Source organism: Nitratireductor sp. OM-1, assembly GCF_003296175.1.
Lineage (GTDB): Bacteria > Pseudomonadota > Alphaproteobacteria > Rhizobiales > Rhizobiaceae > Nitratireductor > Nitratireductor aquimarinus.
Genome location: NZ_CP029208.1, coordinates 662,792 through 687,847, shown reverse-complemented (window position 1 = coordinate 687,847; position 25,056 = coordinate 662,792). Strand labels below are relative to the sequence as shown.

Below are 25,056 nucleotides of genomic sequence, written 5' to 3'. Positions count from 1 at the left end.
GTCAGCCGAGAACACCCATGACCTATATCGTCACCGACAATTGCATCAAGTGCAAGTACATGGACTGTATAGAAGTCTGCCCGGTGGACTGTTTCTACGAAGGCGAAAACATGCTCGTCATCCATCCGGATGAGTGCATCGATTGCGGTGTCTGCGAACCGGAATGCCCGGCCGAAGCCATCAAGCCCGACACCGAGCCGGGTCTGGACAACTGGCTTCAGCTCAATTCCGAGTATGCCGAAAAATGGCCCAATATCACCGCTAAGAAAGAGCCTCCGGCAGACGCCAAGGAATTCGACGGCGTCGAAAACAAGCTGGAGCAGTACTTCTCGCCGGAACCCGGTGAGGGAGACTAGATCGCCGCGCGCCCATCGGGGCGCACAAACGACGATCTTGATGATTGACGGAGCATCGGATTAGCCCGAAACCCGAATTCCACTTTTCGGTCCGGTGCTCTGAGCCCACAAATTGACGTGGGACATAATGCGAATAGATGGGGCGGTCGCGCAGGAAACTGCGGCGACATATTCGCACATGCGGCAAAATCTTGATTCTTTCGGCTTTTTGTGGTAGCTTCACAAAATCATGCCGGTGACAACACGTCTAATTATGGCGCACACACACTAATCACTGAAAGGTGGGGCTCCAAATCCAGGCCAGGGCAATCTGGGTCAGGATGTTTTGGTTTGCGTGGCGGGCCTTCGGTGCAGGCGCAGTCACCATCTTCCGGAGCTTGAACTCTTTCATGCACACGACAAGCCGGCAGGCGTTTTTGGGTACGGGGCATCGCCGAGGCGAGGCGTTGCTCACATACCCCTTTAGAACAGGAGTGTTAGGCGGATGACCACCCAGCAGAAAAAATCGGCGCAGCGCCAGGGTTTCAAGACTGGCGAATACATCGTTTACCCGGCGCATGGCGTCGGCCAGATCGTTACGATCGAAGAGCAGGAAGTCGCCGGTCACAAGCTGGAATTGTTCGTCATCGATTTCGAGAAAGACAAGATGCGCCTCAAAGTGCCGGTCGCCAAGGCGACGTCCATCGGCATGCGCAAGCTTTCCGAAACCGATTATGTTGATCGCGCACTCAAGGTCGTTCAGGGCCGCGCCCGCGTGAAGCGCACCATGTGGTCGCGCCGCGCGCAGGAATACGATGCGAAGATCAACTCGGGCGACCTGATCTCCATCTCGGAAGTCGTGCGTGACCTTTACCGCGCCGACAACCAGCCGGAGCAGTCCTATTCGGAGCGTCAGCTTTATGAAGCCGCGCTCGACCGCATGGCGCGCGAGATTGCAGCCGTCAACCGCATGTCGGAGACGGAGGCTGTCCGCCTGATCGAGACCAACCTCAACAAGGGCCCGCGCCGCGGTGCGAAGGCCGACAATGAGGAAGCCGAAGAGAAGGAAGAAGCTGCATAAGCTTCCCACCTCATCTGTTTTGAAAAACCCGGCTGTTTCAGCCGGGTTTTTTATTGCCGGCTACTAAACTGTAATCGGCTGGAACTTTTTTCGTCTGCGACTCGTTACTCTAGGTGATGTCTCGTTTCTTCGGTCGAGATCACCGCTTTTTGCAAAGCCTGGTCGGGGTCCCGGGATGTCCGTCATTGGCGTGTTTCTGCACCAGCAGATGCCGCGTCAGGGCGCTCTGACACGTGTAACCGCGCATCGGCAATTGGGCCTGTGCGTATGGGCTGACCGGCTTGGAATCCTCTCCTTAAGAAAGGGGCCAAGCCAGAGCATCGGACCGAAAAGTGGGAACCGGTTTTCGGATCATCCGATGCTCCATCAATGGTTTGGATCGTCCTTTATGCGTCCGGACGGACGCGTGGCGATCCAGAAACGCGGGAGAGCATCATGCAAGACCGGGCGGAACGCAAACTCATCGAAAAGGCCATGAAGGCGCCTTATCTGGCGCTGGAGGAAGAGCAGGACCTCGCACAGCGCTGGCACAAGAAGCAGGACCAGCAGGCGCTTCATCATTTAACAGTGGCGCACATGCGGCTTGTCATTGCCATGGCGTCGCGCTTCAGGAATTTCGGATTGCCCGCTGCCGACCTCATTCAGGAGGGGCATATCGGCCTTCTGGAAGCGGCGGCCCGGTTCGACCCGGAACGGGGTGTGCGCTTTTCCACCTATGCGACCTGGTGGATACGCGCCTCGATGCAGGATTATGTCCTGCGCAACTGGTCCATCGTGCGTGGCGGCACGAGTTCGGCGCAGAAGTCGCTGTTTTTCAAATACCGCCGGCTGAGGGCCAAATTGCAGAAAAGCATGGGCTCACCCAGCGAAATTCATCAGGAAGCGGCCAAGCTTCTCGGCGTTTCGCCTGCGGATGTGGCGATGATGGACGCGCGGCTTTCCGGCCCGGATCTGTCGCTTAACGCGCCGGTGCGGGATGAAGGCGAGGCTTCAGCCGAGCGCATGGATTTCCTGCCCTCCGATGAGGCACCGGTCGACGAGACGGTCGAACACATGATCGATGAGGAACGGCGGGCGCTCTGGCTGACCGACGCGCTGGATGTCCTGGACAGGCGCGAGCTGAAGATCATCCGCGAGCGGCGTCTGGCAGAAGATGGCGCAACGCTTGAAGCGCTCGGTTCGGCGCTGGGCATCTCCAAGGAGCGTGTGCGGCAGATCGAGACGCGGGCCATGGAAAAACTGCGCACGGTGCTCACGCGCGAGCATCCCGCGCTGTCCGGCAGCACGGCCTGAACGGCTGGCTTCGCGCCAGCCGTAATTTAGCGATCAGTGACGATCTTGACCTTGCTGCCGGCCGAGGGCGTTGCGCCGGGGCCAAGTGCGTTGAGGAGCCGGAAAAGCTCCACCTTGCGGTCCACACCGCGCATCTGCGCTGCCAGCGAACCGAGCGTCTCCCCCGGCTGAACCGTTACGACACGCACGCGCAGTGGCTTCAGCGCAGCACGCTCCGCCTGATTGAGAATGCGGAAGCTCTGCCCGACGGAATTGGCAACCCGTTCCAGATCGTTGCTCGTCGCAGGCGCAGCCGTCAGAAGACGATAGACCTGCCCGCCGGAGCGGATCACCGTCACGTCGAACTGCCAGCCATCGGCGCTCGCGCGTCCCTTGGCTGCCGGATATCCATTGATCGTGAACGTGCGGATGGTTTCGGGCTCCAGACCCGCAACCCAACCGCTTGTCAGATAATCCGTCAGCGAAGTGCGCTGGGGCACCGTCGCCCCGTCGAAGCGCACCGCGATGTCGTCCGGCCCGACAGCCGTCACCGCCTTGGTGGAATTGTCGATGATGAAGCCTTCGGGCACCTGGAAAGCGACGCCCAGACCCGGATGCAGGAAGTCGCGCCCGCGCACATAGCCCTCTTCCGGCGAATCCCCGTAGATCATGCCGTCAATGCCGGCGAGGAAGGAATCGCGGTCGCGCTTGCCTGCGGCGTCCGGCTGCTGCATCTCGCGCGCATGGCGCTGCGCGAGTTCGATGCGCCGTGGCGCATTGGGGTGACTGGCCAGGAAGTCGAGGCTGGCGTCGGTCGCGCCGCTCACACTGCGGAAGCCCTGATAGGCGTCCATGGCCTGCAGGAAGCGCGCAGCCGCGAACGCATCATAGCCCGCATGGGTTGTGGTGCGGATCCCCAGACGGTCCGCTTCCAGCTCCTGATTGCGCGAGAACTGCGCGAGCCTCAGCTTGCCGCGTACCAGCGCTGCCTGCGCCGCCTGATCGCGCCCGTCGATCACCTCGCTCACCACTTTCGAGGCGAACTTTTCCTGCGCTTCGAGCTTCTGCCGCTCGATGCCGTGATTGGCTGTGACGTGCGCCATTTCATGCGCGATGACCGCTGCAAGCTCAGCCGAATCATTGGCGAGCGCCAGAAGACCGCGCGTGACATAGAGATAGCCGCCCGGCAGCGCGAATGCGTTGACGTTGGGCGAATTCAGAATGGTGACCGTGTAGGCCGCGCCGGTGTTCTGCTCATCCAGCGTCAGAGACCCCACCACCTTGGCGACCATGCGCTCCAGCTTCGGATCGGAGTATTCGCCGCCATAGGTCTGCAGAATGCGGGGATGCTGCTGGCGTGCAAGCCTTGCAAGACGGTTGCCGCGCGTCACCGAATCGACCGTGACCGGGTTCGACGACGGCATGAAGCTGCCTGTGTCCGTGGGCACCATCTGGCAGCCCGACAGGAGGACTGTGAGCGCTACGGCGAGAATGGCTTTGCGCGGTATGGCTCGCGCTGATGGCTGGAAATTCATGGTAGCGGGCGCTTCATTGGACAGGGTCGTGTCCTTCCGGTTGATTTTGTCCAAAGCATGACCGTCATTAATGCCCAAGTCACGCACTTGGTTCCCTCAACATGGCGTGATGTCCCGTCCGAGCCACGGTCTAGCGCATAAGCTGCAACAGTGGAATCAATTTGTTGTAGAGTAATTTATTTCCCGCCGTGCGCCTATGTAGCGATTGAAGGCTTCTGAGGCATCGCCGGCGATGAACGCTGCGGTTGTGCCGGTCGCGGCGACCTGCCCCTCTTCAACAAAGATCATCGTCCTGCAAAGCCGTTCCGCGTCGCGCGGGTCATGCGTTGCCATCAGCACCGTCATCTGCTGTTCCGCATGCAGGGCGTGGATCAGGTCCAGCATCTCGTCGCGCAGCGCCGGTCCGAGCGAGGCGAAGGGTTCGTCCATCAGGAGCACCGGACGCTTGCGGATTAAAACACGCGCCAGCGCCACCCGCTGGCGTTCACCGCCCGAAAGCGCCCGTGGCAGCCGGTCTTCCTTGCCGGCAAGCCCGGTTCTGGCAAGCGCGTCGGAGACCGCGGCGCGGTCTTCTTCCGTCAGCTTCAGCGCAGGCGAGCGCCCCAGCCCCACATTCTGCGCGACCGTGAGATGCGCGAAGAGATTGTTTTCCTGAAACACCATGGAGACGGGCCGGCGATGCGGCGTCAGCCCGGAAACATCCTTTCCGTCGATCATGATGCGGCCCGAGGTCGGTGTCTCGAAGCCGGCGATGAGGCTGAGAAGCGTCGATTTGCCAGAGCCGCTCGGGCCCATCACGGCGACGATGTCGGACGGGGAGATGGTCAGGTCGAACGCCATTTCGCTCCCGCCCGGATAGGCAAAGCGCAGCTTTTCGAGTGTGATCCCCGCGCCGTGTGCGGCGTCAGCCTTGGTCATGTCTTCTCCTTGCCGAGACGGTCGGCCACGAACATCAATGCCAGACAAAGAAGCCCCAGAAAAAGGGCAATGCCTGCGGCATCCGCCGTGCGATAGCTGCCCATGCGCTGCAACAGAAGATAGGGCAGCGTCTGCACCTGATCGGAGCCGAACAGCGCGATCACGCCGAGGTCGCCGAGCGAAAGAGCGGCGGCGAAGGCGAGCGCGGTCGCGGCAGGGCGGCGCAGCGCCGGCCAGTCGACGAGGCGTAGTCGTGTCCAGCCAGTGATGCCCAGCGACAGGCAGAGCCGCTCATGGCGGGCGCTGGCAGCGTCATAGGCCGGGCGGATCGCGCGGATTGCAAACGGCATCGCCATCACCGCGTTGACGGTGACGACCATCGCCGGTGCAAAGGCGAACACATCGCCCACATGCCGCAGCAGAATGAACCAGCCGGCACCGATCACCAGCGGCGGAATGATGAGCACCATCGCCGCCCCGCTGTCGGTGGCGCGTTCAAGAAGGCCCGCAGGCAGTGCGCCGCGCTTCATTTCGAGCGCCCGGCGTGCCGCCACCAGCGCCAGCGAAAGAACCAGGCATAAAAGCGCGGAGAGGCTGGCGAAAAGCAGGCTGGTTGCTGTGGCCGAAAACACCGCGCTCTCGGTGGCAAGCCGCGCCAGATCCGCTTTCAGACCGGCGACCACGGTCGCAGCCATCGGTCCGGCGACGAAGAGCAGCCCCGCGACGATGATGACGGTGTTGAGAACCGTCTCCAATGGCGTGTGCCAGACAATGCGGCGCGGCGCGACGGGCAGGTTGGCATCGCCGCTGAGCGACGCGCCGAGCCGGCTTAACGCCAGAACAACGCCGCCGGCCAGCGCCAGCTGCACCAGCGTCAGCACCAGCGCGCGGGCCGGGTCGAAGTCGAACCGCAGCGCCTGATAGATCGCCACTTCCAGCGTTGTCGCGCGGGGTCCGCCGCCAAGCAGCAGGACGATGGTGAACGAGGTCACGCACAGCATGAAGACGAGACCGGCAATGCCGGGAAGGGCCGCGCGCATGGCCGGCCATTCGAGAAACCGGAACGAGGCGCGCGCGCCCATGCCGAGCTGGGCCGCAAGACGCCACTGGTCGGCGGGCACGCTTTCCAGCGCGTTCAGGAACAGGCGCGTGGCAAGCGGCAGATTGAAGAAGACATGGGCGACCAGAATGCCCGAAAGCCCGTAAATACCGGGCCAGTGCTCATTGAAGAGCACGGACAGGAAAGGCGCGAAAATCCCCGCTCTTCCCAGAAGCGCCAGAATGCCGAGCGCCGCCACAATGGCGGGAAGCGCAAGCGGCACGGCAAACAGGCGCAGGATGAAGGCGCGCCCCACAAATGCGGGATGGCGCGCCAGCGCGCGCGCCAGAAGGATCGCCGGCACGACTGATAAAAGCGTCGATAACAGCGCCTGCCAGAGCGTGAAGCGGGCGATCCGCAGCAGATAGGCGTCGAAAGCTGCAAACGCGCCCGTACCCTGTTGCAGGGCCTCCACGGCAAGGCCCGCAAAGGCTCCGCCGATCAGCAGGCCGACAGCGGCCAGCGCAAGCCGTCCCGCTGCGATACGCCTGTCCATGAGGGGGCGTCTTTCCATGTCGGGCGCGCGCGAAACGGTCAGCGGCTCATCACCGAAAGCCACTCATCGACCCAGGCCTTGCGGTTTTCCGCCACCTCTTTCGATGAGAATTCGAGCGTCTCGCCCGGCTTCACCAGAGTGTCGAACACCGGGTTGAGCGGCTCCGATGTCTCGCCGGCCGGGAACATCCAGTTGGTTTCGGGAATCGCGTCCTGGAAGCCGGGGCCGGTCATGAAGGCGAGGAATTTCTGCGCCAGCGGGTTTTCCGCACCCTTCACGGTCTGTGCTGCCACTTCCACCTGAAGATAATGCCCTTCTTCAAAGCCCGCCGCCTTGTAGCGCTCGGAATCTTCGGCAATCTGGTGATAGGCGGGCGAGGTGGTGTAGGACAGCACCATCGGCGCTTCGCCGCTGGTGAACAGGCCATAGGCCTCGCTCCAGCCCGGCGTCACCGTCAGCACCTTGTCCTGCAGTTTGCCCCAGGCGTCCGCTGCGTCGTCGCCGTAGACGGCCTTCATCCAGAGCAGCAGTCCGAGGCCCGGCGTGGAGGTGCGCGGGTCCTGAATGGCGATCTTCAGATTACTGTCGCTCTCCACCAGCTCCTTCAGGCTTGCCGGCGGGGTCTCGATGGCCTCGGTGTCATAGACAAAGGCGAAATAGCCGTAGTCGAACGGAACGAACGTGTCGTCCTCGAACCCGCCCGGCACGTTCACCCTGCCCATTTCGACGCCATGGGGCGCAAACAGGCCGGTCTCGCGGGCCTCGTGCACGAGGTTGTTGTCGAGACCGAGCACGATGTCGGCCTTGGTCGATTTGCCTTCGAGCTTCACGCGGTTCAGAAGCGCCACGCCATCGGCCACGGAAACGAAATCCACGTCGCAGCCGCATTCCGCCTCGAACGCCTTCTCCACCGCCGGGCCGGGGCCCCAGTCGGAGGTGAAGCTCTCATAGGTGTAGACGGTGAGCTTGTCTTCGGCCGCCGCATGGCCGGCCATGGCCAGCGTGCCAAGCGCCATGGTGGAAAGCAGGGTGGTCGCGCGCATCTGCGCCTCCTCTCGTTTGGTTGGGGAATGAGGCGCTGTGCGAATAGCGTCTAATCCCTCCGCCGGTGCAAACCGGATCAGGTTCAGCGGGTTGGCCGGGTTCCACTGATGCGGCTTTCCCTTGATCAAGGCAAAGCTGCATCCGTTTCAACCACTGGGCCTCTCAGCCGGCAATCCGCCGGCACCCCGTTAGAGCGACCGGGAAAATAGGGCGCGGCAGGGGCCGGCGCAAGAGGCGGAATGGCGCGAACGCCGTTGGCGCTTGCCCGCCGGCATGATATGGGCCTCGACCATGAGCCTGTTTACCCTTCTCCTGGGCGGAGATCTCACACGCACGCCGGCACTCGATGCCGAAATCGCCGACAGCCGCATCATCGCGGCTGATTCAGGCATGCGTCACGCAGCGCTTCTGGGCGTTATGCCGGAGCTGTGGGTCGGCGATTTCGATTCCGAGCCGTACGGCATGGCCGAGGCCTATGCCCGGGTGCCGCGCCGCGCCTTTCCCGCCGACAAGGACAAGACGGACGGGGAACTCGCCATCGCTGCAGCGCTGGAAGCGGGCGCGACGAGCCTCGTTCTCGTGGGTGCTTTCGGCGGCGCGCGGCCCGATCACATGTTCCTGCATCTCGCGCAGGCGCTTCAGCTTTCAGAACAGGGCATTAAGACGCGGCTGACAAGCGGCGTGCAGGAAGGCGTGCCGCTGCTGCCCGGCATGCGCCATCGCTTCGACTATCCGCAGAAAACGCTGTTTTCGATCCTCGGCTTTTCGGCCCTTTCCGGCCTCACCGTGGAAGGGGCCAAATGGCCGCTCGATGCGGTCGAGGTTCCTTTCGGTTCGTCGCTGACCCTTTCCAATGTGGTCGATGGCGAACTCGCGGTTACCCTCAAAGAGGGCAGGGCGCTGCTGGTCGCCCATCTTTCCAACGACGGAGAACACTGATCCATGGCGCCGCCTCTTTTAAAGCTTGATGGCATTCGCCTGACCTTCGGCGGCACGCCGCTGCTCGATGGCGCATCGCTGATGGTCGGCCCCGGCGAGCGGCTGGCGCTGGTCGGGCGCAACGGCTCCGGCAAGTCGACGCTTCTGAAGATCGCCGCCGGCCTCGTGGAGCCGCAGGATGGCGAGGTGTTCCGCCAGCCGACGGCGACCGTGCGCTATCTGCCCCAGTCACCCGACTGGCAGGGTTTTTCGACCGTGCGCGCCTATGTGGAGGCCGGTCTCGGCCCGGCGGACGACATCAACCGTGTGGCGCTGGTCATCGACCGGCTGGGCCTGTCCGGCGATGAAGACCCGGCAACGCTGTCGGGCGGCGAGGCGCGCCGTGCAGCGCTCGCCCGGGTGCTTGCGCCCGAGCCTGATCTGCTGTTGCTGGACGAGCCGACCAACCATCTCGACCTCGCCACCATCGAATGGCTGGAAGAAGAGCTGCAGCGCACGTCTTCAGCCCTTGTCACCATCTCGCATGACCGTCGTTTTCTCGAACGCGTGAGCCGCGCAACCGTCTGGCTCGACCGTGGCGTCACGCGCAGGCTCGACAAGGGCTTTGCCCATTTCGAGGACTGGCGCGATCAGGTGCTGGAGGAGGAAGAGCGCGATCAGCACAAGCTTGCCCGCAAGATCGAGCGCGAGGAACACTGGCTGCGCTATGGCGTCACCGCGCGCCGCAAGCGTAATGTGCGCCGTCTGGGCGAGCTGCATGCGCTGCGCGAAAAGCATCGCAGCCATCGCGGTGCGGAAGGCGTGGCCACCATGACGGCCAGCGACGCCGCCGAATCCGGCAAGCTGGTCATCGAGGCAAAGGGCCTCGCCAAGTCCTATGACGGGCTTCAGGTGGTGAAGGATTTCTCCACGCGCATCCTGCGCGGCGACCGTGTTGGCCTTGTCGGCCCCAATGGAGCCGGCAAGACGACGCTGATCAATCTTCTGACCGGCAAGCTCGAGCCAGACGAAGGCTCGCTGCGGCTCGGCGCAAATCTGGAAATCGCCATTCTGGACCAGAAGCGCGCTCTGGACCCGCTGGAGACTCTGTCTCATTTCCTCACCGATGGCCGTGGCGACAGTGTCGTGGTCAACGGGCAGGAGCGGCATGTCGTCTCCTACATGAAGGACTTCCTGTTCAAGCCCGAGCAGGCGCGCACGCCCATCCGCGAGCTCTCCGGTGGCGAGCGCGCGCGGCTTGTGCTCGCCCGCCTTCTGGCCCGCCCGGCCAATCTTCTCGTACTCGATGAGCCGACTAACGATCTCGACATGGAAACGCTCGATCTCCTGCAGGAGCTTGTCGAGGGCTTCCCCGGCACCGTGCTGCTCGTCAGCCATGACCGCGACTTCCTCGACCGCACGGTCACGAGCACCATTGCGCCGGCCGGCGATGGCCGCTGGATCGAATATGCCGGCGGCTATGCCGACATGATGGCGCAGCGCAAGGGCGAGGAGCTGGAGCGGCGCAAGGCGCGCACGGCAGAGCAGCAGAAGGCCAGGTCAGCCGGCAATGCAGGTGCGCCGAGGGCAGCTTCGAAGAAGCTCTCCTACAAGCAGAAATTCGCACTGGAGACCCTGCCGAAGAAGCTCGATGAGCTGGCTGACGAAATTGCGGCTCTGGAGAAAAAGCTCGCCGATCCCAACCTCTACACGCGCGATGCCGCCGCCTTTCAGCGCTTTTCCAAGGAGCTGGATGACGCGCGCGCCAGCAGCGAGAAGATGGAAGAAGAGTGGCTGGAACTCGAAATGCTGCGCGAGGAAATCGAAGGCGCTTAGCGGTTTTTGCTGAAGGGTTCCGCTTCGCTTCTTCGCTCGCTTAGCCATCATTGTGGGGGCAAGTCTGGCGATGAAGCCGGCTTGAGTTGGCCCCGACTTCAAGGCCCCCTTCTCCCCGCATGCGGGGAGAAGGAAGCTGTCATCCCGCACGCCTTCACCGGCTGCTAACCAGACTGGTTCACAATGCTTCCCATGAACCAGGAATTTCTCGTTTCCGCAAAGCCCGACCTTCAAAAGGCCCGCACCGCATGGCTTTCCGCGCTTGCCGGTGAGCGGCGTCTCTCCGCGCTCACCGTCGATGCCTATGAGCGCGATACGCGGCAGTTTCTGCAATTCCTGACCGGCCATTGCGGCGATGCGCCGGGCCTCTCCGATATTGCCGAACTGCGCCCGGCGGATCTGCGCGCTTTCCTCGCCTTTCGGCGTGGCAATGGAGCCGGTGCGCGCACGCTCGGGCGCGGCCTTGCCGGGGTCCGCTCCTTCCTGCGCTACCTTGAGCGCCGCGGGCTTGTGAATGCGGCCGCCGCAGCAGCGCTCAAAGCGCCGCGCGCACCCCGTGCATTGCCCAAGCCGCTGACGGCGGTCGATGCCCGCAAGGTCGCTTCCGGCAGCGGGCAACTGGCCGAGGAGCCGTGGATCGCCGCGCGCAACGCAGCCGTCTTCACGCTGCTTTACGGCGCGGGGCTCCGCATTTCCGAGGCGCTGGGGCTTCTATGCAGTCAGGTTGCCGACATGCGCCAGGGTGCGCTGCGAATCACCGGCAAGGGCGGCAAGACGCGGCTCGTGCCCGTCCTGCCCGTCACGGTCGAGGCGGTCGCCGAATATCAGCGTCTCTGCCCCTGGCATGGTGAGGCCGACAAGCCGCTCTTTCGCGGCGCGCGGGGCGGCGCGTTGCAACCGGCCATCATTCAGCGCGAGATGAAGCGCATGCGCTCGGCGCTCAATCTGCCGGAAACGGCGACGCCCCATGCGTTGCGGCATTCCTTCGCCACCCATCTTCTGGGGCGTGGCGGCGATCTGCGCGCGATCCAGGAACTGCTCGGTCACGCCAGCCTTTCCACCACGCAGGTCTATACCGGTGTGGACACGGCGCGGCTTCTGGAAATCTACGATGCGGCCCACCCGCGCGCCTGAAACATTCCCTCGAAACCGCGCGGTTCGATTAACGCTTTGGCCGTGATTTGCGTCTAGCGTGGCCGCATGAAAACGCACGCCAAAGCCACCGCCATTCCCATGGCCGAACGGTTCGCAGATCGCCTCTTCCAGCTGGCGGCTGCCTTTCCGTTTCTTCTCCTTCTCGCGCTTGTCGTCGGCCTCGTCACGGCCACCCCGGCGAAGTCCAGAGAGATTGTCTGCGCGGGCAAGAACCTTCTGACCGAACTCGCAACGGACGATCCCGCAGCGCTCGAAGAGGTGCGGCGGCAGGCGGCCGAAACGCCCAATGGCAGTGGCCTTCTGTGGCGGGTCGAAAAGGAGGGCGTGGAGCCCTCTTATCTTTTCGGCACCATGCATATGAGCGATCCGCGCGTCGTGACGCTGACGGAAGACGCTCAGGCGGCCTTCGATGCCTCCGAGCGTGTCGTGATCGAGACGACCGACATTCTCGACCAGTCCAAAATGGCGGCCGCCATGTTCAAGCGGCCCGAACTGATGATGTTCACCGGCGACGAAACGCTGGCCGATCATCTGAGCGAGGAAGACCGCAAAGCGGTTTCAGAGGCGCTGGCCGAGCGCGGCGTGCCCTTTTCCAGCGTCCAGAAGATGAAACCCTGGATGCTGATTTCGCTGGTCGCCCTGCCGGGCTGTGAGCTTGAGCGCAAGGAAGCGGGCATGCCGATCCTCGACATCAAGCTTGCCGCCGATGCGGAAGCCTCCGGCAAGGAGGTGCTTGGCCTCGAATCCGCTGTAGAACAGCTCGACGCCATGGCTTCGCTGCCGCTCGACCTGCATATGCGCGGTCTGGTGGAGACGCTGGCGCTGGGCGATGGCCTTGATGACGTGATGGAGACCATGGTTGCACTCTATGCGCAGGGCGAGACAGGCATGTTCTGGCCGCTCATCCGCGTCGCCATTCCTCAGGAGGAAAGCGCCGGCGACGACTATGCCGCGTTTGATGAGGCGATGATCAAGGTGCGCAATGGAACCATGGCCGAGCGGGCCGCGCCGATCCTCGACCGGGGCAGGGCGTTCATCGCCGTCGGCGCACTGCATCTTCCCGGTGAGGAAGGTCTCATCGAATTGCTCCGCGCCGAGGGCTATGCGGTCGAACCCGTTCTGTAATTCCAGGGTTCCGGCTAACTAATTGCATGTTATCGTCTGGCCAGCGCTGGGGAGCGCCATCTGGAGTGCGATCATGCGCGACGACAATGATACTGAGAAACCCGGGCGTCATTCTGCCGGGTCCGCCCGGGCGACAGGATCGGAAGGAACGCGGGGCTTCGTGCTCGGTGCCGTGGGCGCCGCGATCATCATCCTCGTCATCATGGCGTTTTCCGGCACCGGCTTTTTCGGCGGGGAAGACGCTTCGCCTGCCGACGATGCGGGTGTCGTGCCCATGGGCGATGGCGGCTAAGGCGCTTTCTGTCCGGCGAGATGCCTGACACGGCACACATCAAAACTCGTAAACCCGACCTGAAACGAAAAGGCCCCGCAGCTTGCGCCACGGGGCCTTTGTCTCGCGCAAATGCGCGGGATCGGATCACATGTGGATCGGCTTGGCGAAGGTCGCGAGAGCCGCTTCCTTGACCGTTTCCGACATGGTCGGGTGGGCGTGGCAGGTGCGCGCCAGGTCTTCCGATGAACCACCGAACTCCATGAGAACAGCAGCCTCGTGGATCATTTCGCCAGCACCAAAGCCGACGATGTGAACACCCAGAACACGGTCCGTCTTCTTGTCGGCAAGCACCTTCACGAAGCCGTCCGTCTTCAGCATGGAGCGCGCGCGTCCATTGGCCGAGAAGGGGAATTTGCCGGCGTTGTATTCCACGCCAGCCTTCTTCAGCTCTTCCTCGGTCTTGCCGACGGAAGCGACTTCAGGGCTCGTGTAGACCACGCCGGGGATCACGTCATAGTTCACGTGTCCGGCCTGACCCGCCAGGATCTCGGCCACGGCAACGCCTTCATCCTCGGCCTTGTGCGCAAGCATCGGTCCGGCAATCACGTCGCCGATGGCGTAGACGCCCTCGACATTGGTGCGGAAGTGACCATCGGTCTTCACGCGGCCGCGCTCGTCCAGCTCGACGCCAACCGTGTCGAGGCCGAGACCCTCGGTGTAGGGCTTGCGGCCCGTCGCCACCAGAACGACGTCGGCTTCCAGCGTTTCGGCGTCGCCGCCCTTTGCCGGCTCGAAGGTCACCTTCGCGCCCTTGCCGGCCTTGGCCACATCCGTGACCTTCGCGCCGAGTTTGAATTCGAAGCCCTGCTTGCCCAGCATGCGCTGGAACTGTTTGGCCACTTCGCCGTCCATGCCGCCGAGGATCGTGTCGAGATACTCGACCACCGTCACCTTGGCGCCCAGACGCGCCCAGACGGAACCAAGCTCGAGACCGATCACGCCGCCGCCGACAACGATCATGCGCTCCGGCACCTTGGAGAGTTCCAGCGCGCCGGTGGAGGAGACGATCACCTTCTCGTCGAACGTCACGTCGACGCCCGGAATGCCGGCCACGGCCGAGCCCGTGGCGATGACGATGTTCTTCGCCTCCACGGTCTCTTCCTTGCCGTCATCGGCCTTCACGGTCACCTTGCCTTTGCCGGCAATGCTTCCGAAGCCGCGAAAGATGTCGATCTTGTTCTTCTTCATCAGGAAGTCGAGACCCTTGGTGTTCTGCTCGACTGTCTTGACGCGGTGCTCCATCATCTTCTTGAGATTGAGCTTCGGCTTGCTCACCTCGACGCCGAGATCGGCAAGACCATGTCCTGCCTCCTCGAACATCTCCGTGGCGTGCAGCAGCGCCTTGGAAGGGATGCAGCCCACATTGACGCAGGTGCCGCCATGGGTGGGCAGCTTCTCGACCACGGCCGTCTTGAGGCCAAGCTGCGCCGCCTTGATGGCGCAGACATAGCCGCCGGGGCCGGTGCCGATCACGACGAGATCATAGGTGTTGGACATGGGTCTTTTGCCTTTTTCTGCTCGGTGATCGCCTAGAGGTCGAGAACCAGACGCTCGGGATCCTCAAGCACGTCCTTGATGCGCACGAGGAAGGTCACGGCTTCCTTGCCGTCCACGATGCGGTGATCGTAGGAGAGGGCGAGATACATCATCGGACGGACGACGATCTGGCCGCCGACCACCATCGGCCGCTCCTGGATCTTGTGCATGCCCAGAATGCCCGACTGCGGGGCGTTCAGGATCGGGGTCGACATCAGCGAGCCGTACACACCGCCATTGGAGATGGTGAAGGTGCCGCCCTGCATGTCGGCCATGGAAAGCTTGCCGTCGCGGGCAGCGAGACCCAGACGACCGATTTCCTTCTCCACCTCGGCAATCGACATCTGGTCGGCATCGCGCACCACCGGCACGACGAGGCCGCGGTCGGTGCCGACGGCAACGCCGATATGGCAGAAGTTCTTGTAGATGATGTCCGTGCCGTCGATCTCGGCGTTAACGGCCGGGATTTCCTTCAGCGCATGGGTCACCGCCTTGGTGAAGAAGCCCATGAAGCCAAGCTTGACGCCGTGCTTCTTCTCGAACAGCTCCTTGTACTTCTTGCGCAGCTCCATCACGGCCGTCATGTCCACCTCGTTGAAGGTGGTCAGCATGGCGGCTGAGTCCTGCGCGTCCTTCAGGCGGCGCGCAATGGTCTGGCGCAGACGCGTCATCTTCACGCGCTCTTCGCGAACCTCGTCCTCGGCCGGGGAGGCCGGGCGGGCTGCCTTGGGCGCTTCGGTGCGGGCGCTGGACGATCCGCCTTCAATGGCGGCGATCACGTCGCCCTTGAGCACCTGGCCACCCTTGCCGGAGCCGGCAACGTCGGAAGCCTTGATGCCCTTTTCGGTCATCATCTTCTGGGCCGAAGGCGCAGCCGGGCGGCCGCCGTCTTCGTCCTTCTTCGCAGCAGGCGCTGCCTCGGCCGGCTTGTCGGCCTTGGGAGCGGCGGCAGAAGCGGTTGCGCCCTGCTCGATGCGCAGCAGCAGTGCGCCGACTGCAACTTCATCACCCGTGGTAACCACCATTTCGGTGATCACGCCGTCGACCGGAGACATCACTTCCTGTGCTGCCTTGTCGGTCTCGAGCTCGAGAAGCGCTTCGTCGGTCTTCACCGCGTCGCCGACCTTCTTGAAGATCTCGCCGACCTCGGCCTCGGTGACGGACTCGCCCGCCGATGGAACATTCACCTCGACGATTTTTCCGCCGGCCATGGTTGCCTCCTGATTTTCAGAGCTGCCGGACGAAGCTTCGCCGGACTGTTTGGTTTCTGCTTTTGCTTTGCTGGCGCTACCGCCTGCGGCAATCATGCCGAGCAGCGCGCCGACTTCGACGGTTTCGCCTTCCTTGACCACGATCTCGTCAAGCGTGCCGGCTGCGGGAGCCGGCACCTCGATGGAAACCTTGTCGGTTTCCAGTTCGACGATCGCTTCATCGGTGGCGATGGTGTCGCCCACCGATTTCATCCAGCGGGCGATGGTTGCCTCGGTTACGGACTCGCCCAGAGTGGGAACCCGAATCTCGGTCGCCATGTCGTTTTTCTCCGTCGCTTGCTATTCGCCAAGCGCATCTTCGAGGAATGCCTCGAGCTGCGCCAGGTGTTTCGACATGAGGCCCGTCGCCGGCGATGCGGCGGCCGGACGGCCCGTGTAGCGAACGCGGGTGTTCTTTGCCTCGATGTGCTGCAGAACCCACTCAAGATACGGCTCGATGAAGGACCAGGCGCCCATGTTCTTGGGCTCTTCCTGACACCACACCATTTCCGCGTTCTTGAAGCGCGAAAGCTCGTTGATCAGAGCCTTGGCCGGGAACGGGTAGAGCTGCTCGACGCGCAGCAGGTAGACATCGTCCAGCCCGCGCTTCTCGCGCTCTTCATAGAGGTCGTAATAGACCTTGCCCGTGCACAGCACGACGCGGCGGATCTTCGAATCCTTCACCAGCTTGACGCTGTTCGCATCCTGATGCTCCGCATCGTCCCACAGCAGACGGTGGAACGCGCTCTCGCCGGAGAGTTCGGCCAGCGTCGAGACACAGCGCTTGTGGCGCAGCAGCGACTTCGGCGTCATCAGGATCAGCGGCTTGCGGAAGTCACGCTTCAACTGACGGCGCAGGATGTGGAAGTAGTTCGCCGGCGTAGAGCAGTATGCGACCTGCATGTTGTCCTCGGCGCACATCTGCAGCCAGCGTTCGAGGCGGGCGGAGGAGTGCTCCGGACCCTGTCCCTCATAGCCGTGCGGCAGCAGGCACACGAGACCCGACATGCGCAGCCACTTGCGCTCACCAGACGAGATGAACTGGTCGAACACCACCTGCGCGCCGTTGGCGAAGTCGCCGAACTGGGCTTCCCACAGCGTCAGCGCCCGCGGTTCTGCAAGCGAGAAGCCATATTCGAAGCCGAGCACGGCTTCTTCCGAAAGCATCGAGTTGATGACTTCGTAATAGGCCTGCTGCGGTCCAAGATTGTTGAGCGGGATGTAGCGGTTCTCGTCGCGCTGGTCGTAAAGCACCGAGTGGCGCTGCGAGAAGGTGCCGCGCTCGGAGTCCTGACCGGAAAGGCGAACCGGGTTGCCTTCGAGCAGGATCGAGCCGAAGGCAAGCGCCTCGGCCGTCGCCCAGTCGATGCCCGCGCCCTCGTCGATCATGCCCTTGCGGTTCTTCATGAAGCGCTGGACCGTGCGGTGGGCTTCAAAGTCCTCCGGCACTTCGGTCAGCTTCTTGCCGATCTCCTTCAGCGTCTTCACCGGCACGGCGGTCTTGCCCCGGCGCTGCTCGTCCGCATGGTCGGCCTTCTTCAGACCCGACCACACGCCGTCCAGCCAGTCGGCCTTGTTCGGCTTGTAGGCCTGGCCCGCATCGAACTCCGTCTCCAGCTTCGAGCGCCATCCAGAACGCATCTCTTCGATGTCGGCTTCGGTGACGAGGCCTTCGGCCAGCATCTTCTTCGCGTAGATTTCGCTGGTCGTGGGGTGCTTGCGGATGTTGCTGTACATCAGCGGCTGCGTGAACGCCGGCTCGTCGCCCTCATTGTGGCCGTAGCGGCGGTAGCAGAACATGTCGATGACCACCGGCTTGTGGAAGGTCATGCGGAATTCGGTCGCAACCTTTGCCGCATAGACCACCGCTTCCGGGTCGTCGCCGTTCACGTGGAAGATCGGCGCTTCGATCATCTTCGCCACATCCGAAGGATAGGGCGAGGAACGCGAGAAGCGCGGATTGGTCGTGAAGCCGATCTGGTTGTTGATGATGAAGTGCACGGTGCCGGCAACGCGGTGTCCGCGAAGGCCCGAAAGACCGAAACACTCCGCCACCACGCCCTGGCCGGCAAAGGCGGCGTCGCCGTGCAGGAGCAGCGGCATGACGCGCGCGCGCTCTTCCGGCGGCACGATCTCTTCGCGCTTGCGGCCAAACACCTGGTCCTGCTTGGCGCGGGCCTTGCCCATCACCACCGGGTTCACGATTTCCAGGTGCGAGGGGTTGGCGGTCAGCGACAGGTGAACATTGTTGCCGTCGAACGCACGGTCGGAGGAAGCGCCGAGATGGTACTTCACATCGCCCGAACCTTCCACGTCGTCAGGTGCGAAGGAGCCGCCCTTGAACTCGTGGAAGATGGCGCGGTGCGGCTTTTCCATGACCTGTGCGAGCACGTTCAGGCGGCCACGGTGGGCCATGCCGAGAACGATTTCCTTCAGGCCCATCTGGCCGCCGCGCTTGATGATCTGCTCGAGCGCCGGGATCAGCGCTTCACCGCCGTCGAGGCCAAAGCGCTTGGTGCCCTTGTACTTGACGTCGATGAACTGCTCGAAGCCTTCGGCCTCGATCAGCTTCTGCAGGATCGCCTTCTTGCCGTTGGCGGTGAATTCGACGCCCTTGTCCGGACCCTCTATGCGCTCCTGAATCCAGGCCTTCTCGGCCGGGTTGGAGATGTGCATGAACTCGACGCCCAGCGTCGAGCAGTAGGTCCGCCTGAGGATGTCGAGCATCTCGCGGATGGTCGCCGTCTCCAGACCGAGAACATGGTCGATGAAGATCGGGCGGTCGTAGTCTGCCTCGGTGAAGCCATAGGCCTCGGGCGACAGCTCGTTGTAATCTTCCAGCGGCTTGGCAATGCCAAGCGGGTCGAGATCGGCATGCAGATGGCCGCGCATGCGATAGGCGCGGATCATCATGATGGCGCGCACGGAATCGCGGGTCGCCTGCAGCGTCTCTTCGGGAGAGAGCTTGGCCCCGGCCTTCGCAGCCTTGTCCTTGATTTTGCCGTCGAAGTGTTTTTCGACCGCGCCCCAGTCGCCATCAAGCGCCGAGACGAGTTCGCCATTGGCGGCCTGAGGCCAGCCCTTCTTCTTCCAGGACGCGCCGGCGGCGTTCTTCTTCACATCGGCTGCGTCGTCCTTGAGCGCGCCGAAGAAGTCCCGCCAGTCCTCGCTGACCGAGGCCGGATTGTCCTGATAGCTGGCGTAAAGCTCCTCGATGTAGGCGGCGTTGCCGCCATACAGGAACGAGGTGAGCGACATTTGGTCGTTGGCCTGATCTTGCCGTGCCATATCACTTCCCGGAACGACGGTTCCGGCTCCTTGGTCGCCGGCAATAAAAGCCGGACAGTCACATTGTTCCCGGCTGCCACTTGTGTGGCAAGCCGGGATTGATCGTCCTCAACCCTTGATCGCTTCGACGAGCGTCTGGCCAAGGCGCGCCGGGGAGGGCGATACCTTGATGCCAGCAGCTTCCATCGCTGCAATCTTGTCTTCTGCGCCACCCTTGCCGCCGGAAATCACGGCGCCTGCGTGGCCCATGGTGCGTCCGGGAGGAGCCGTACGGCCCGCGATGAAGCCGGCCATCGGCTTCTTGCGGCCCTTCTTGGCCTCGTCGCGCAGGAACTGGGCTGCTTCTTCTTCTGCCGAACCGCCGATTTCACCGATCATGATGATGGATTCGGTCGCGTCGTCGGCAAGGAACATCTCCAGCACGTCGATGAACTCGGTGCCCTTCACCGGGTCGCCGCCGATGCCAACGGCCGTCGTCTGGCCGAGGCCGGCATTGGTCGTCTGGAACACGGCCTCATAGGTGAGCGTGCCCGAGCGCGACACGACGCCAACGGAACCCTTCTGGAAGATGTTGCCCGGCATGATGCCGATCTTGCACTCGTTCGGCGTCAGGACGCCGGGGCAGTTCGGGCCGATCAGGCGCGAGTTGGACTTCTCGAGCTTCGCCTTCACATGGACCATGTCCATCACCGGAATGCCTTCCGTGATGCAGACGATGAGCGGGATTTCCGCCTCGATGGCCTCGATGATGGCCGCGCCTGCGCCTGCCGGCGGAACGTAGATCACGGACGCGTTTGCGCCGGTCTTGTCCTTGCCTTCGGCAACGGATGCGAAGATCGGGAGCTCTTCACCGCCCTGGCCGGTCCAGGTGGAGCCGCCCTTCTTGGGGTGAATGCCGCCGACCATCTGCGTGCCGTGATAGGCGAGCGCCTGTTCGGTGTGGAAGGTGCCGGTCTTGCCGGTCAGGCCCTGCACCAGGACCTTGGTGTCTTTGTTGACGAGAATGGACATCTTGGCTCAGCTTCCCTTAACGGCTGCAACGATCTTCTTGGCGGCGTCGTCGAGATCATCGGCGGCGATCACGTTGAGACCGCTTTCGTTGATGATCTTCTTGCCAAGATCGACATTGGTGCCTTCGAGGCGAACCACCAGCGGAACCTTCAGGCCCACTTCCTTGACGGCAGCGACAACGCCTTCAGCGATGACGTCGCAGCGCATGATGCCGCCGAAGATGTTGACCAGAATGCCTTCCACTGCCGGATCGGCGGTGATGATCTTGAACGCTGCCGTCACCTTCTCCTTGGTGGCGCCGCCACCAACGTCGAGGAAGTTGGCAGGCTCGGCCCCGTAGAGCTTGATGATGTCCATCGTGGCCATCGCAAGACCGGCGCCGTTGACCATGCAGCCGATATTGCCGTCCAGCGCCACATAGGCGAGGTCGTATTTGGAAGCCTCGATTTCCTTCGCGTCTTCCTCGGTCGTGTCGCGCAGGGCAACCACGTCCTCGTGACGGAACAGCGCGTTGCCGTCGAAGGAGACCTTGGCGTCGAGAACGCGCAGACGGCCATTGTCCATGACGATCAGCGGGTTCACTTCCAGAAGGCTCATGTCCTTCTCGGTGAAGGCCTTGTAGAGGATCGGGAACAGCGTCTCGCCATCCTTCGCCGCGTCGCCCTCGAGCTTCAGCGCCTCGTTGAGCTTCTTCACGTCGTCAGCCGTCACGCCCGTCTCCGGGTCGATGGCGAGCGTGAGGATCTTCTCAGGCGTCTCTTCCGCAACGGCCTCGATGTCCATGCCGCCTTCCGTCGAAACGACGAAAGCCGGACGGCCGACCGTGCGGTCGATGAGGATCGAGAGGTAGAGCTCGCGGTCGATGTCCGCACCGTCCTCGATGTAGAGGCGGTTCACCTGCTTGCCGGCCGGGCCGGTCTGCTTGGTGACGAGCGTGTTGCCCAGCATCTCGTTGGTGTGAGCGACAACTTCCTCGACGCTCTTCGCCAGGCGCACGCCGCCCTTTGCGTCAGCGCCGAGTTCGGTGAACTTGCCCTTGCCGCGTCCACCGGCGTGGATCTGGCTCTTCACCACATAGAGCGGACCGGGAAGCTGCTTTGCAGCAGCTTCGGCTTCGCCCTTCTCGAACACCGGCACGCCATCGGCCACCGGTGCGCCATAGCTCTTCAGAAGCTGCTTGGCTTGATACTCGTGAATGTTCATGGCGCGGCCTACTCCTACTTCTTCAGGTTGGGCGCGATGTTGGCGCAGGCCTCGCAAAGACCGGCGACGGCCTCGACGGACTGGTCGAACATCTTCTGCTCGTTCTTGTTCAGGTCGATCTCGATGACGCGCTCGACGCCGCCGGCGCCGATCACCGTCGGAACACCGACATACATGTCCTTGACGCCATACTGGCCGGCAAGATGCGCTGCGCAGGGCAGGACGCGCTTCTTGTCCTTCAGGTAGCTCTCGGCCATGAGAATTGCCGAGGAAGCCGGAGCGTAATAGGCGGAACCGGTCTTCAGCAGGCCGACGATCTCTGCGCCGCCGTCACGGGTGCGCTGTACGATCTGGTCGATCTTTTCGTTGGAGGTCCAGCCCATCTTCACCAGATCCGGGATCGGGATGCCGGCAACGGTGGAGTAGCGCGTCAGCGGAACCATCGAATCGCCGTGGCCGCCCAGCACGAAGGCCGTCACGTCTTCGACGGAGACCTTGAATTCTTCCGACAGGAAGTGGCGGAAACGGGCCGAGTCCAGCACGCCGGCCATGCCGACCACGTGGCTCTTCGGCAGGCCGGAGAACTTCTGCAGCGCCCAGACCATGGCGTCGAGCGGGTTGGTGATGCAGATCACGAAAGCGTTGGGGGCGTATTTCTTGATGCCCGCGCCAACCTGCTCCATGACCTTGAGGTTGATGCCCAGAAGGTCATCGCGGCTCATGCCCGGCTTGCGGGCGACGCCGGCGGTGACAATGCAGACATCCGCGCCTTCAATGGCGGAATAGTCGTTGGCGCCAACCATCTTTGCGTCAAAGCCTTCGACCGGAGCCGACTCGGCGATGTCCAGTCCCTTGCCCTGGGGAATGCCCTCGGCAATGTCGAACAGGACAACGTCGCCCAGTTCTTTCAAGCCCGCCAGATGTGCGAGCGTTCCACCGATCATGCCGGAGCCGATTAGAGCGATCTTGTCGCGTGCCATGTGGATAGAATTCCCCCTTGTGTCGAAAGGATAGGTGGTGAGATTTGTCTAAAGAGAAAATGCGCGCGTCGCGTTTTGCCTGTGCCGTGTCACACCGATGCATTCGGGCCTACGTCCCGCCACGGACCTTTGTTCAAAGGCGCGGCAAATTCGTGGCGTGGCCCGCTCTGTAAGCCTCTCTGGAATAAGCATACTGGCAGGAAAATTCAACCGGTTCTTACACGGCCAGAAATTTCAATCGTTTAGACAGTTTGGGAGTTACGTAAACGTAAAAATTTTGCCCGATTAATGTGCATATCTGCAGACTCACCGGTGTTCTGGCCGATCTTCTGGCTGCTTTTCGCGCTGACCGGTCGTCAGTCTTTCTTCCCGGCCTGATCGTCGCCCGTCTCAGGCCGCTCCCTGCTTTTCGCGGTGGTCCGCTCAAGCCAGTCCCGGCTCTGCATTTCGATCAGGCGCGAGGCCGTGCGGTCGAACTCGAAGGCTTCCGTGCCGTTGCTTGCCGTATATAGAGCCTCCGGCGCGGCTTCGGCAGAGACAAAGAGCCGCGCTTCGGCGTCATAGAGCGTGTCGATCAGCAGGATGAAGCGCTTGGCCTCGTTGCGGCGCTTCATGTCCATGGTCGGCACATTGTCGATGAAGACCGTGTCGAACGCCCCGGCAATGGCCAGATAGTCGCGTGCGCCGAGCGGCTTTTCGCAGAGATCGGCAAAGGCAAAGCGCGCCGCCGATCCGGAAGCCTGCGGCACCGCCACCGCGCGTCCCTTCACCGTCAGCGTCGCCGGCTCGACGGGCTGCCCGTCCACCACCGTGTTCCAGGCTTCATCCATCTGCTCCCGGGCCGCCGCGTCGTCGGGCGTCATGTAGACGGGAATGCGGTTCAGCTTCTGCATCCGGTAATCGGTATCGATGTCGAGTTCCAGAACGCGGGTGTGATCCTTGAGAATGCCTATGAAGGGCAGGAAAAGGCCGCGATTGAGCCCGTCGCGATAGAGGTTGTCCGGCGCGACATTGGAAGTCGCGACCAGCACCACACCGCGCTCGAACAACGCCGAGAAAAGCCGCGACAGGATCATCGCGTCGGCAATGTCGGTCACCGTGAATTCGTCGAAGCACAGCACCCATGCTTCCTTGGCAAGGGCGGCTGCAACGGGCGGGATGGGATCCGTTTCCTGCGTCTCGCCGGCCTTCAGCGCCTCGCGGTGCCGGCCGATGCGGTCATGCACGTCGGCCATGAAGTCGTTGAAATGCGCGCGTCGCTTGTGTTCCACGGGCACGAGCTCGTGGAAAAGGTCCATGAGCATGGTCTTGCCGCGCCCGACGCCGCCATAGACATAGAGCCCGCGCACGGGCTCCTGCACCTTGCGGCGTTTGGCGAACAGCCAGCCAAGCGCGCTCGATTTGCGCGCCAGTCTTTTGTCGCTGATTTCGCCGATCAGCTGGTCGAGCGCGGCCGCGATGGTTTCCTGCGCGGGGTCGCGCGCAATCGCACCGGTCTCGACCAGATGGTCGTAGCGCTTTGTGACGGAGGGATGGGTCACGAGACCGTCACGCAATGTCATGTCAGACTTTCAAGCTTGGCCTTTCGGCCGAAATGTGTTGGCGGTCTTGCTTTAGCGCGACAGCGAAATCGGCTGACCGTTGCTGGTCTGACCGTCGAAACGGCCTGCGCCCGACGAATAGAGCGTTGCCAGCACGCTGCCATTGGCGTCGTAGAAAGCGAGCTGCTTGCCCTCGACATTCCACGATTTCACACCGTCCATCGGTGCGGGGCAGCGCAGCGGGCCGGCGCGGTAGCCGGCGCCGAACTTGGTCTGCGGCGTGGCCACGCGGCAGGACTGGCCGGCCACATTCACGCTCCACACGCCGGCAACGCTGCCGGTGGAAACTTCCGCGGCCGTGTTCGGGTCGATCGCGGCCATCTGCGTCTGCTGCGGCGCTTCGGGGAACTGCGACGGGTCCGTCTGCGTGGCGGAGGGCGGCGGCAGCTGGTTCGACGTCACGACGCCGGACGGCGCGGACGGCAGCGGCTGCGGCGCGGGGCTGTTCATGGATGAGAAGCGGTCGCTCTGACAGCCGGCAAGCGCCAGCGCCATCAGCGATACTGCCAGAATTGCGGTTTTGTTATGCGGCATTCCGTTTCTCCGTTTGCGCGACCAATGCACGAGCATCCACACCGGTTCCATCTAAATGCCCGATCGTGGCAAAGTTTGGCGATTATAACAGCCTACCCATGGTTAAGAACCGGTTTCGAGCATGTCTGTTTGTAACTGTTTCTTATTGGCAACAGTATCCGCGGGCCTCTTTCAACCCTCTGGGAACCACCCCGGCCTTCCCGCGTTGATGCAGCTCAACAGGCGCTGGAGCGTTTTGCATGCCGGTCACCATGCCAGAAGGCCGGGTCTCGCATGAAGAAAAGCGACCGCCCGGCGCTGCAAAAGGAGGGCCGAAAATGCTGAAATGGATTCTCATTCTCTTGATCGTTGCCGCCGTCGCGGGTCTGCTGGGCATGAACAGCCTGGCGGGCGCAGCCATGACCGGCGCAAAACTCTTGATCGCCGTGGTGCTGATCCTCTTCCTTCTCGCCGTGTTGGGCATCGTCGTCATAGCCTGACGCCGCGTGCGAATGATGGGCCGATT

21 protein-coding genes and 1 riboswitch are annotated in these 25,056 nt (G+C 62.9%); of the genes, 9 read left to right on the top strand and 12 right to left on the bottom strand.

Going from position 1 to position 25,056, the window contains the following annotated elements:
- Positions 1 to 17 precede the first annotated feature (17 nt).
- The 3 genes from fdxA (at position 18) to DEJ54_RS03190 (ending at position 2,709) form a co-directional block, all read left to right on the top strand.
- Positions 18 to 356, top strand: coding sequence for a ferredoxin FdxA (fdxA, locus tag DEJ54_RS03200; protein WP_113153290.1), 339 nt, complete (start codon positions 18 to 20; stop codon positions 354 to 356).
- A gap of 484 nt (positions 357 to 840) precedes the next feature.
- Complete coding sequence (locus DEJ54_RS03195; protein WP_113153289.1) at positions 841 to 1,416, top strand: CarD family transcriptional regulator; 576 nt, start codon at positions 841 to 843, stop codon at positions 1,414 to 1,416.
- 435 nt (positions 1,417 to 1,851) lie between these two features.
- Complete coding sequence (locus tag DEJ54_RS03190; protein ID WP_113156050.1) at positions 1,852 to 2,709, top strand: RNA polymerase factor sigma-32; 858 nt, start codon at positions 1,852 to 1,854, stop codon at positions 2,707 to 2,709.
- 26 nt (positions 2,710 to 2,735) lie between these two features.
- Here DEJ54_RS03190 and DEJ54_RS03185 read toward each other — a convergent pair whose 3' ends face one another.
- The 4 genes from DEJ54_RS03185 to thiB all read right to left on the bottom strand — a co-directional run bounded on the left by DEJ54_RS03185 (position 2,736) and on the right by thiB (position 7,779).
- Entirely contained in the window at positions 2,736 to 4,223 is a 1,488-nt protein-coding gene (locus tag DEJ54_RS03185; RefSeq protein ID WP_113156049.1) for a M48 family metalloprotease, read from the bottom strand.
- Positions 4,224 to 4,379: 156 nt separating this feature from the next.
- Positions 4,380 to 5,141 carry a thiamine ABC transporter ATP-binding protein gene (gene thiQ, locus DEJ54_RS03180; RefSeq protein ID WP_113153288.1) on the bottom strand — a complete coding sequence of 254 codons (762 nt, stop codon included), beginning with the start codon at positions 5,139 to 5,141 and terminating at the stop codon, positions 4,380 to 4,382.
- A complete protein-coding gene (gene thiP, locus DEJ54_RS03175) occupies positions 5,138 to 6,736 on the bottom strand; it encodes a thiamine/thiamine pyrophosphate ABC transporter permease (protein WP_245447682.1) in 1,599 nt (532 codons plus the stop codon). Before thiP ends, thiQ begins: the two co-directional genes overlap by 4 nt.
- A 38-nt stretch (positions 6,737 to 6,774) precedes the next feature.
- Positions 6,775 to 7,779: a thiamine ABC transporter substrate binding subunit gene (gene thiB / locus DEJ54_RS03170; protein WP_162742207.1), complete on the bottom strand. Its 1,005-nt coding sequence runs from the start codon at positions 7,777 to 7,779 to the stop codon at positions 6,775 to 6,777.
- A 37-nt stretch (positions 7,780 to 7,816) separates the two neighbouring features.
- Positions 7,817 to 7,978: riboswitch (TPP riboswitch) on the bottom strand.
- 93 nt (positions 7,979 to 8,071) lie between these two features.
- Between thiB and DEJ54_RS03165 the strand changes: the two genes are divergently transcribed.
- From DEJ54_RS03165 to DEJ54_RS03145, 5 genes are all read left to right on the top strand, one after another.
- A complete protein-coding gene (locus DEJ54_RS03165; RefSeq protein ID WP_113156046.1) occupies positions 8,072 to 8,719 on the top strand; it encodes a thiamine diphosphokinase in 648 nt (215 codons plus the stop codon).
- Positions 8,720 to 8,722: 3 nt separating this feature from the next.
- The gene (locus DEJ54_RS03160) at positions 8,723 to 10,534 is read left to right on the top strand and encodes an ABC-F family ATP-binding cassette domain-containing protein (protein WP_113153287.1); all 1,812 of its coding nucleotides are present in this window, start codon (positions 8,723 to 8,725) and stop codon (positions 10,532 to 10,534) included.
- A 192-nt stretch (positions 10,535 to 10,726) separates the two neighbouring features.
- Positions 10,727 to 11,668 carry a tyrosine recombinase XerC gene (locus tag DEJ54_RS03155; RefSeq protein WP_113156045.1) on the top strand — a complete coding sequence of 314 codons (942 nt, stop codon included), beginning with the start codon at positions 10,727 to 10,729 and terminating at the stop codon, positions 11,666 to 11,668.
- Between the two features lie 66 nt (positions 11,669 to 11,734).
- A complete protein-coding gene (locus DEJ54_RS03150; protein ID WP_245447680.1) occupies positions 11,735 to 12,814 on the top strand; it encodes a TraB/GumN family protein in 1,080 nt (359 codons plus the stop codon).
- Between the two features lie 73 nt (positions 12,815 to 12,887).
- Positions 12,888 to 13,106 (top strand): hypothetical protein, encoded by a 219-nt coding sequence (locus tag DEJ54_RS03145; RefSeq protein ID WP_113153285.1) that lies wholly within the window; start codon positions 12,888 to 12,890, stop codon positions 13,104 to 13,106.
- Positions 13,107 to 13,232: 126 nt separating this feature from the next.
- Here the strand turns inward: DEJ54_RS03145 and lpdA are convergent, their stop codons facing one another.
- The 8 genes from lpdA to DEJ54_RS03105 form a co-directional block, all read right to left on the bottom strand.
- Positions 13,233 to 14,645: a dihydrolipoyl dehydrogenase gene (gene lpdA, locus DEJ54_RS03140; RefSeq protein WP_113153284.1), complete on the bottom strand. Its 1,413-nt coding sequence runs from the start codon at positions 14,643 to 14,645 to the stop codon at positions 13,233 to 13,235.
- Positions 14,646 to 14,677: 32 nt separating this feature from the next.
- Positions 14,678 to 16,213, bottom strand: coding sequence for a 2-oxoglutarate dehydrogenase complex dihydrolipoyllysine-residue succinyltransferase (gene odhB / locus DEJ54_RS03135; protein ID WP_113153283.1), 1,536 nt, complete (start codon positions 16,211 to 16,213; stop codon positions 14,678 to 14,680).
- 21 nt (positions 16,214 to 16,234) lie between these two features.
- Complete coding sequence (locus tag DEJ54_RS03130; protein ID WP_113153282.1) at positions 16,235 to 19,222, bottom strand: 2-oxoglutarate dehydrogenase E1 component; 2,988 nt, start codon at positions 19,220 to 19,222, stop codon at positions 16,235 to 16,237.
- Positions 19,223 to 19,330: 108 nt separating this feature from the next.
- Positions 19,331 to 20,233: a succinate--CoA ligase subunit alpha gene (sucD, locus tag DEJ54_RS03125; protein WP_113153281.1), complete on the bottom strand. Its 903-nt coding sequence runs from the start codon at positions 20,231 to 20,233 to the stop codon at positions 19,331 to 19,333.
- Between the two features lie 6 nt (positions 20,234 to 20,239).
- The gene (sucC, locus tag DEJ54_RS03120; protein ID WP_113153280.1) at positions 20,240 to 21,436 is read right to left on the bottom strand and encodes an ADP-forming succinate--CoA ligase subunit beta; all 1,197 of its coding nucleotides are present in this window, start codon (positions 21,434 to 21,436) and stop codon (positions 20,240 to 20,242) included.
- Positions 21,437 to 21,450: 14 nt separating this feature from the next.
- Positions 21,451 to 22,416 carry a malate dehydrogenase gene (mdh, locus tag DEJ54_RS03115; RefSeq protein ID WP_113153279.1) on the bottom strand — a complete coding sequence of 322 codons (966 nt, stop codon included), beginning with the start codon at positions 22,414 to 22,416 and terminating at the stop codon, positions 21,451 to 21,453.
- Positions 22,417 to 22,772: 356 nt separating this feature from the next.
- Entirely contained in the window at positions 22,773 to 23,978 is a 1,206-nt protein-coding gene (gene zapE / locus DEJ54_RS03110; protein ID WP_113153278.1) for a cell division protein ZapE, read from the bottom strand.
- A gap of 51 nt (positions 23,979 to 24,029) precedes the next feature.
- Positions 24,030 to 24,551, bottom strand: a complete 522-nt coding sequence (locus tag DEJ54_RS03105) for a protease inhibitor Inh/omp19 family protein (RefSeq protein ID WP_113153277.1) — start codon at positions 24,549 to 24,551, stop codon at positions 24,030 to 24,032.
- A 317-nt stretch (positions 24,552 to 24,868) separates the two neighbouring features.
- Here DEJ54_RS03105 and DEJ54_RS03100 point away from each other — a divergent pair, with 317 nt between their 5' ends.
- Positions 24,869 to 25,030, top strand: coding sequence for a DUF1328 family protein (locus tag DEJ54_RS03100; RefSeq protein WP_009450858.1), 162 nt, complete (start codon positions 24,869 to 24,871; stop codon positions 25,028 to 25,030).
- Positions 25,031 to 25,056: the final 26 nt, after the last annotated feature.

Excerpts from the sequence above, each read along its gene's own strand:
- fdxA (WP_113153290.1), top strand. The coding sequence starts at position 18 with ATGACCTATATCGTCACCGACAATTGCATCAAGTGCAAGTACATGGAC.
- DEJ54_RS03155 (WP_113156045.1), top strand. The coding sequence starts at position 10,727 with ATGAACCAGGAATTTCTCGTTTCCGCAAAGCCCGACCTTCAAAAGGCC.
- DEJ54_RS03150 (WP_245447680.1), top strand. The coding sequence starts at position 11,735 with ATGAAAACGCACGCCAAAGCCACCGCCATTCCCATGGCCGAACGGTTC.
- mdh (WP_113153279.1), bottom strand. The coding sequence starts at position 22,416 with ATGGCACGCGACAAGATCGCTCTAATCGGCTCCGGCATGATCGGTGGA.
- DEJ54_RS03105 (WP_113153277.1), bottom strand. The coding sequence starts at position 24,551 with ATGCCGCATAACAAAACCGCAATTCTGGCAGTATCGCTGATGGCGCTG.
- sucC (WP_113153280.1), bottom strand. The coding sequence starts at position 21,436 with ATGAACATTCACGAGTATCAAGCCAAGCAGCTTCTGAAGAGCTATGGC.
- DEJ54_RS03185 (WP_113156049.1), bottom strand. The coding sequence starts at position 4,223 with ATGAATTTCCAGCCATCAGCGCGAGCCATACCGCGCAAAGCCATTCTC.
- DEJ54_RS03130 (WP_113153282.1), bottom strand. The coding sequence starts at position 19,222 with ATGGCACGGCAAGATCAGGCCAACGACCAAATGTCGCTCACCTCGTTC.
- thiQ (WP_113153288.1), bottom strand. The coding sequence starts at position 5,141 with ATGACCAAGGCTGACGCCGCACACGGCGCGGGGATCACACTCGAAAAG.
- DEJ54_RS03160 (WP_113153287.1), top strand. The coding sequence starts at position 8,723 with ATGGCGCCGCCTCTTTTAAAGCTTGATGGCATTCGCCTGACCTTCGGC.
- DEJ54_RS03195 (WP_113153289.1), top strand. The coding sequence starts at position 841 with ATGACCACCCAGCAGAAAAAATCGGCGCAGCGCCAGGGTTTCAAGACT.
- DEJ54_RS03145 (WP_113153285.1), top strand. The coding sequence starts at position 12,888 with ATGCGCGACGACAATGATACTGAGAAACCCGGGCGTCATTCTGCCGGG.
- DEJ54_RS03190 (WP_113156050.1), top strand. The coding sequence starts at position 1,852 with ATGCAAGACCGGGCGGAACGCAAACTCATCGAAAAGGCCATGAAGGCG.
- zapE (WP_113153278.1), bottom strand. The coding sequence starts at position 23,978 with ATGACATTGCGTGACGGTCTCGTGACCCATCCCTCCGTCACAAAGCGC.
- lpdA (WP_113153284.1), bottom strand. The coding sequence starts at position 14,645 with ATGTCCAACACCTATGATCTCGTCGTGATCGGCACCGGCCCCGGCGGC.
- odhB (WP_113153283.1), bottom strand. The coding sequence starts at position 16,213 with ATGGCGACCGAGATTCGGGTTCCCACTCTGGGCGAGTCCGTAACCGAG.
- thiB (WP_162742207.1), bottom strand. The coding sequence starts at position 7,779 with ATGCGCGCGACCACCCTGCTTTCCACCATGGCGCTTGGCACGCTGGCC.
- sucD (WP_113153281.1), bottom strand. The coding sequence starts at position 20,233 with ATGTCCATTCTCGTCAACAAAGACACCAAGGTCCTGGTGCAGGGCCTG.
- DEJ54_RS03165 (WP_113156046.1), top strand. The coding sequence starts at position 8,072 with ATGAGCCTGTTTACCCTTCTCCTGGGCGGAGATCTCACACGCACGCCG.
- thiP (WP_245447682.1), bottom strand. The coding sequence starts at position 6,736 with ATGGACAGGCGTATCGCAGCGGGACGGCTTGCGCTGGCCGCTGTCGGC.
- DEJ54_RS03100 (WP_009450858.1), top strand. The coding sequence starts at position 24,869 with ATGCTGAAATGGATTCTCATTCTCTTGATCGTTGCCGCCGTCGCGGGT.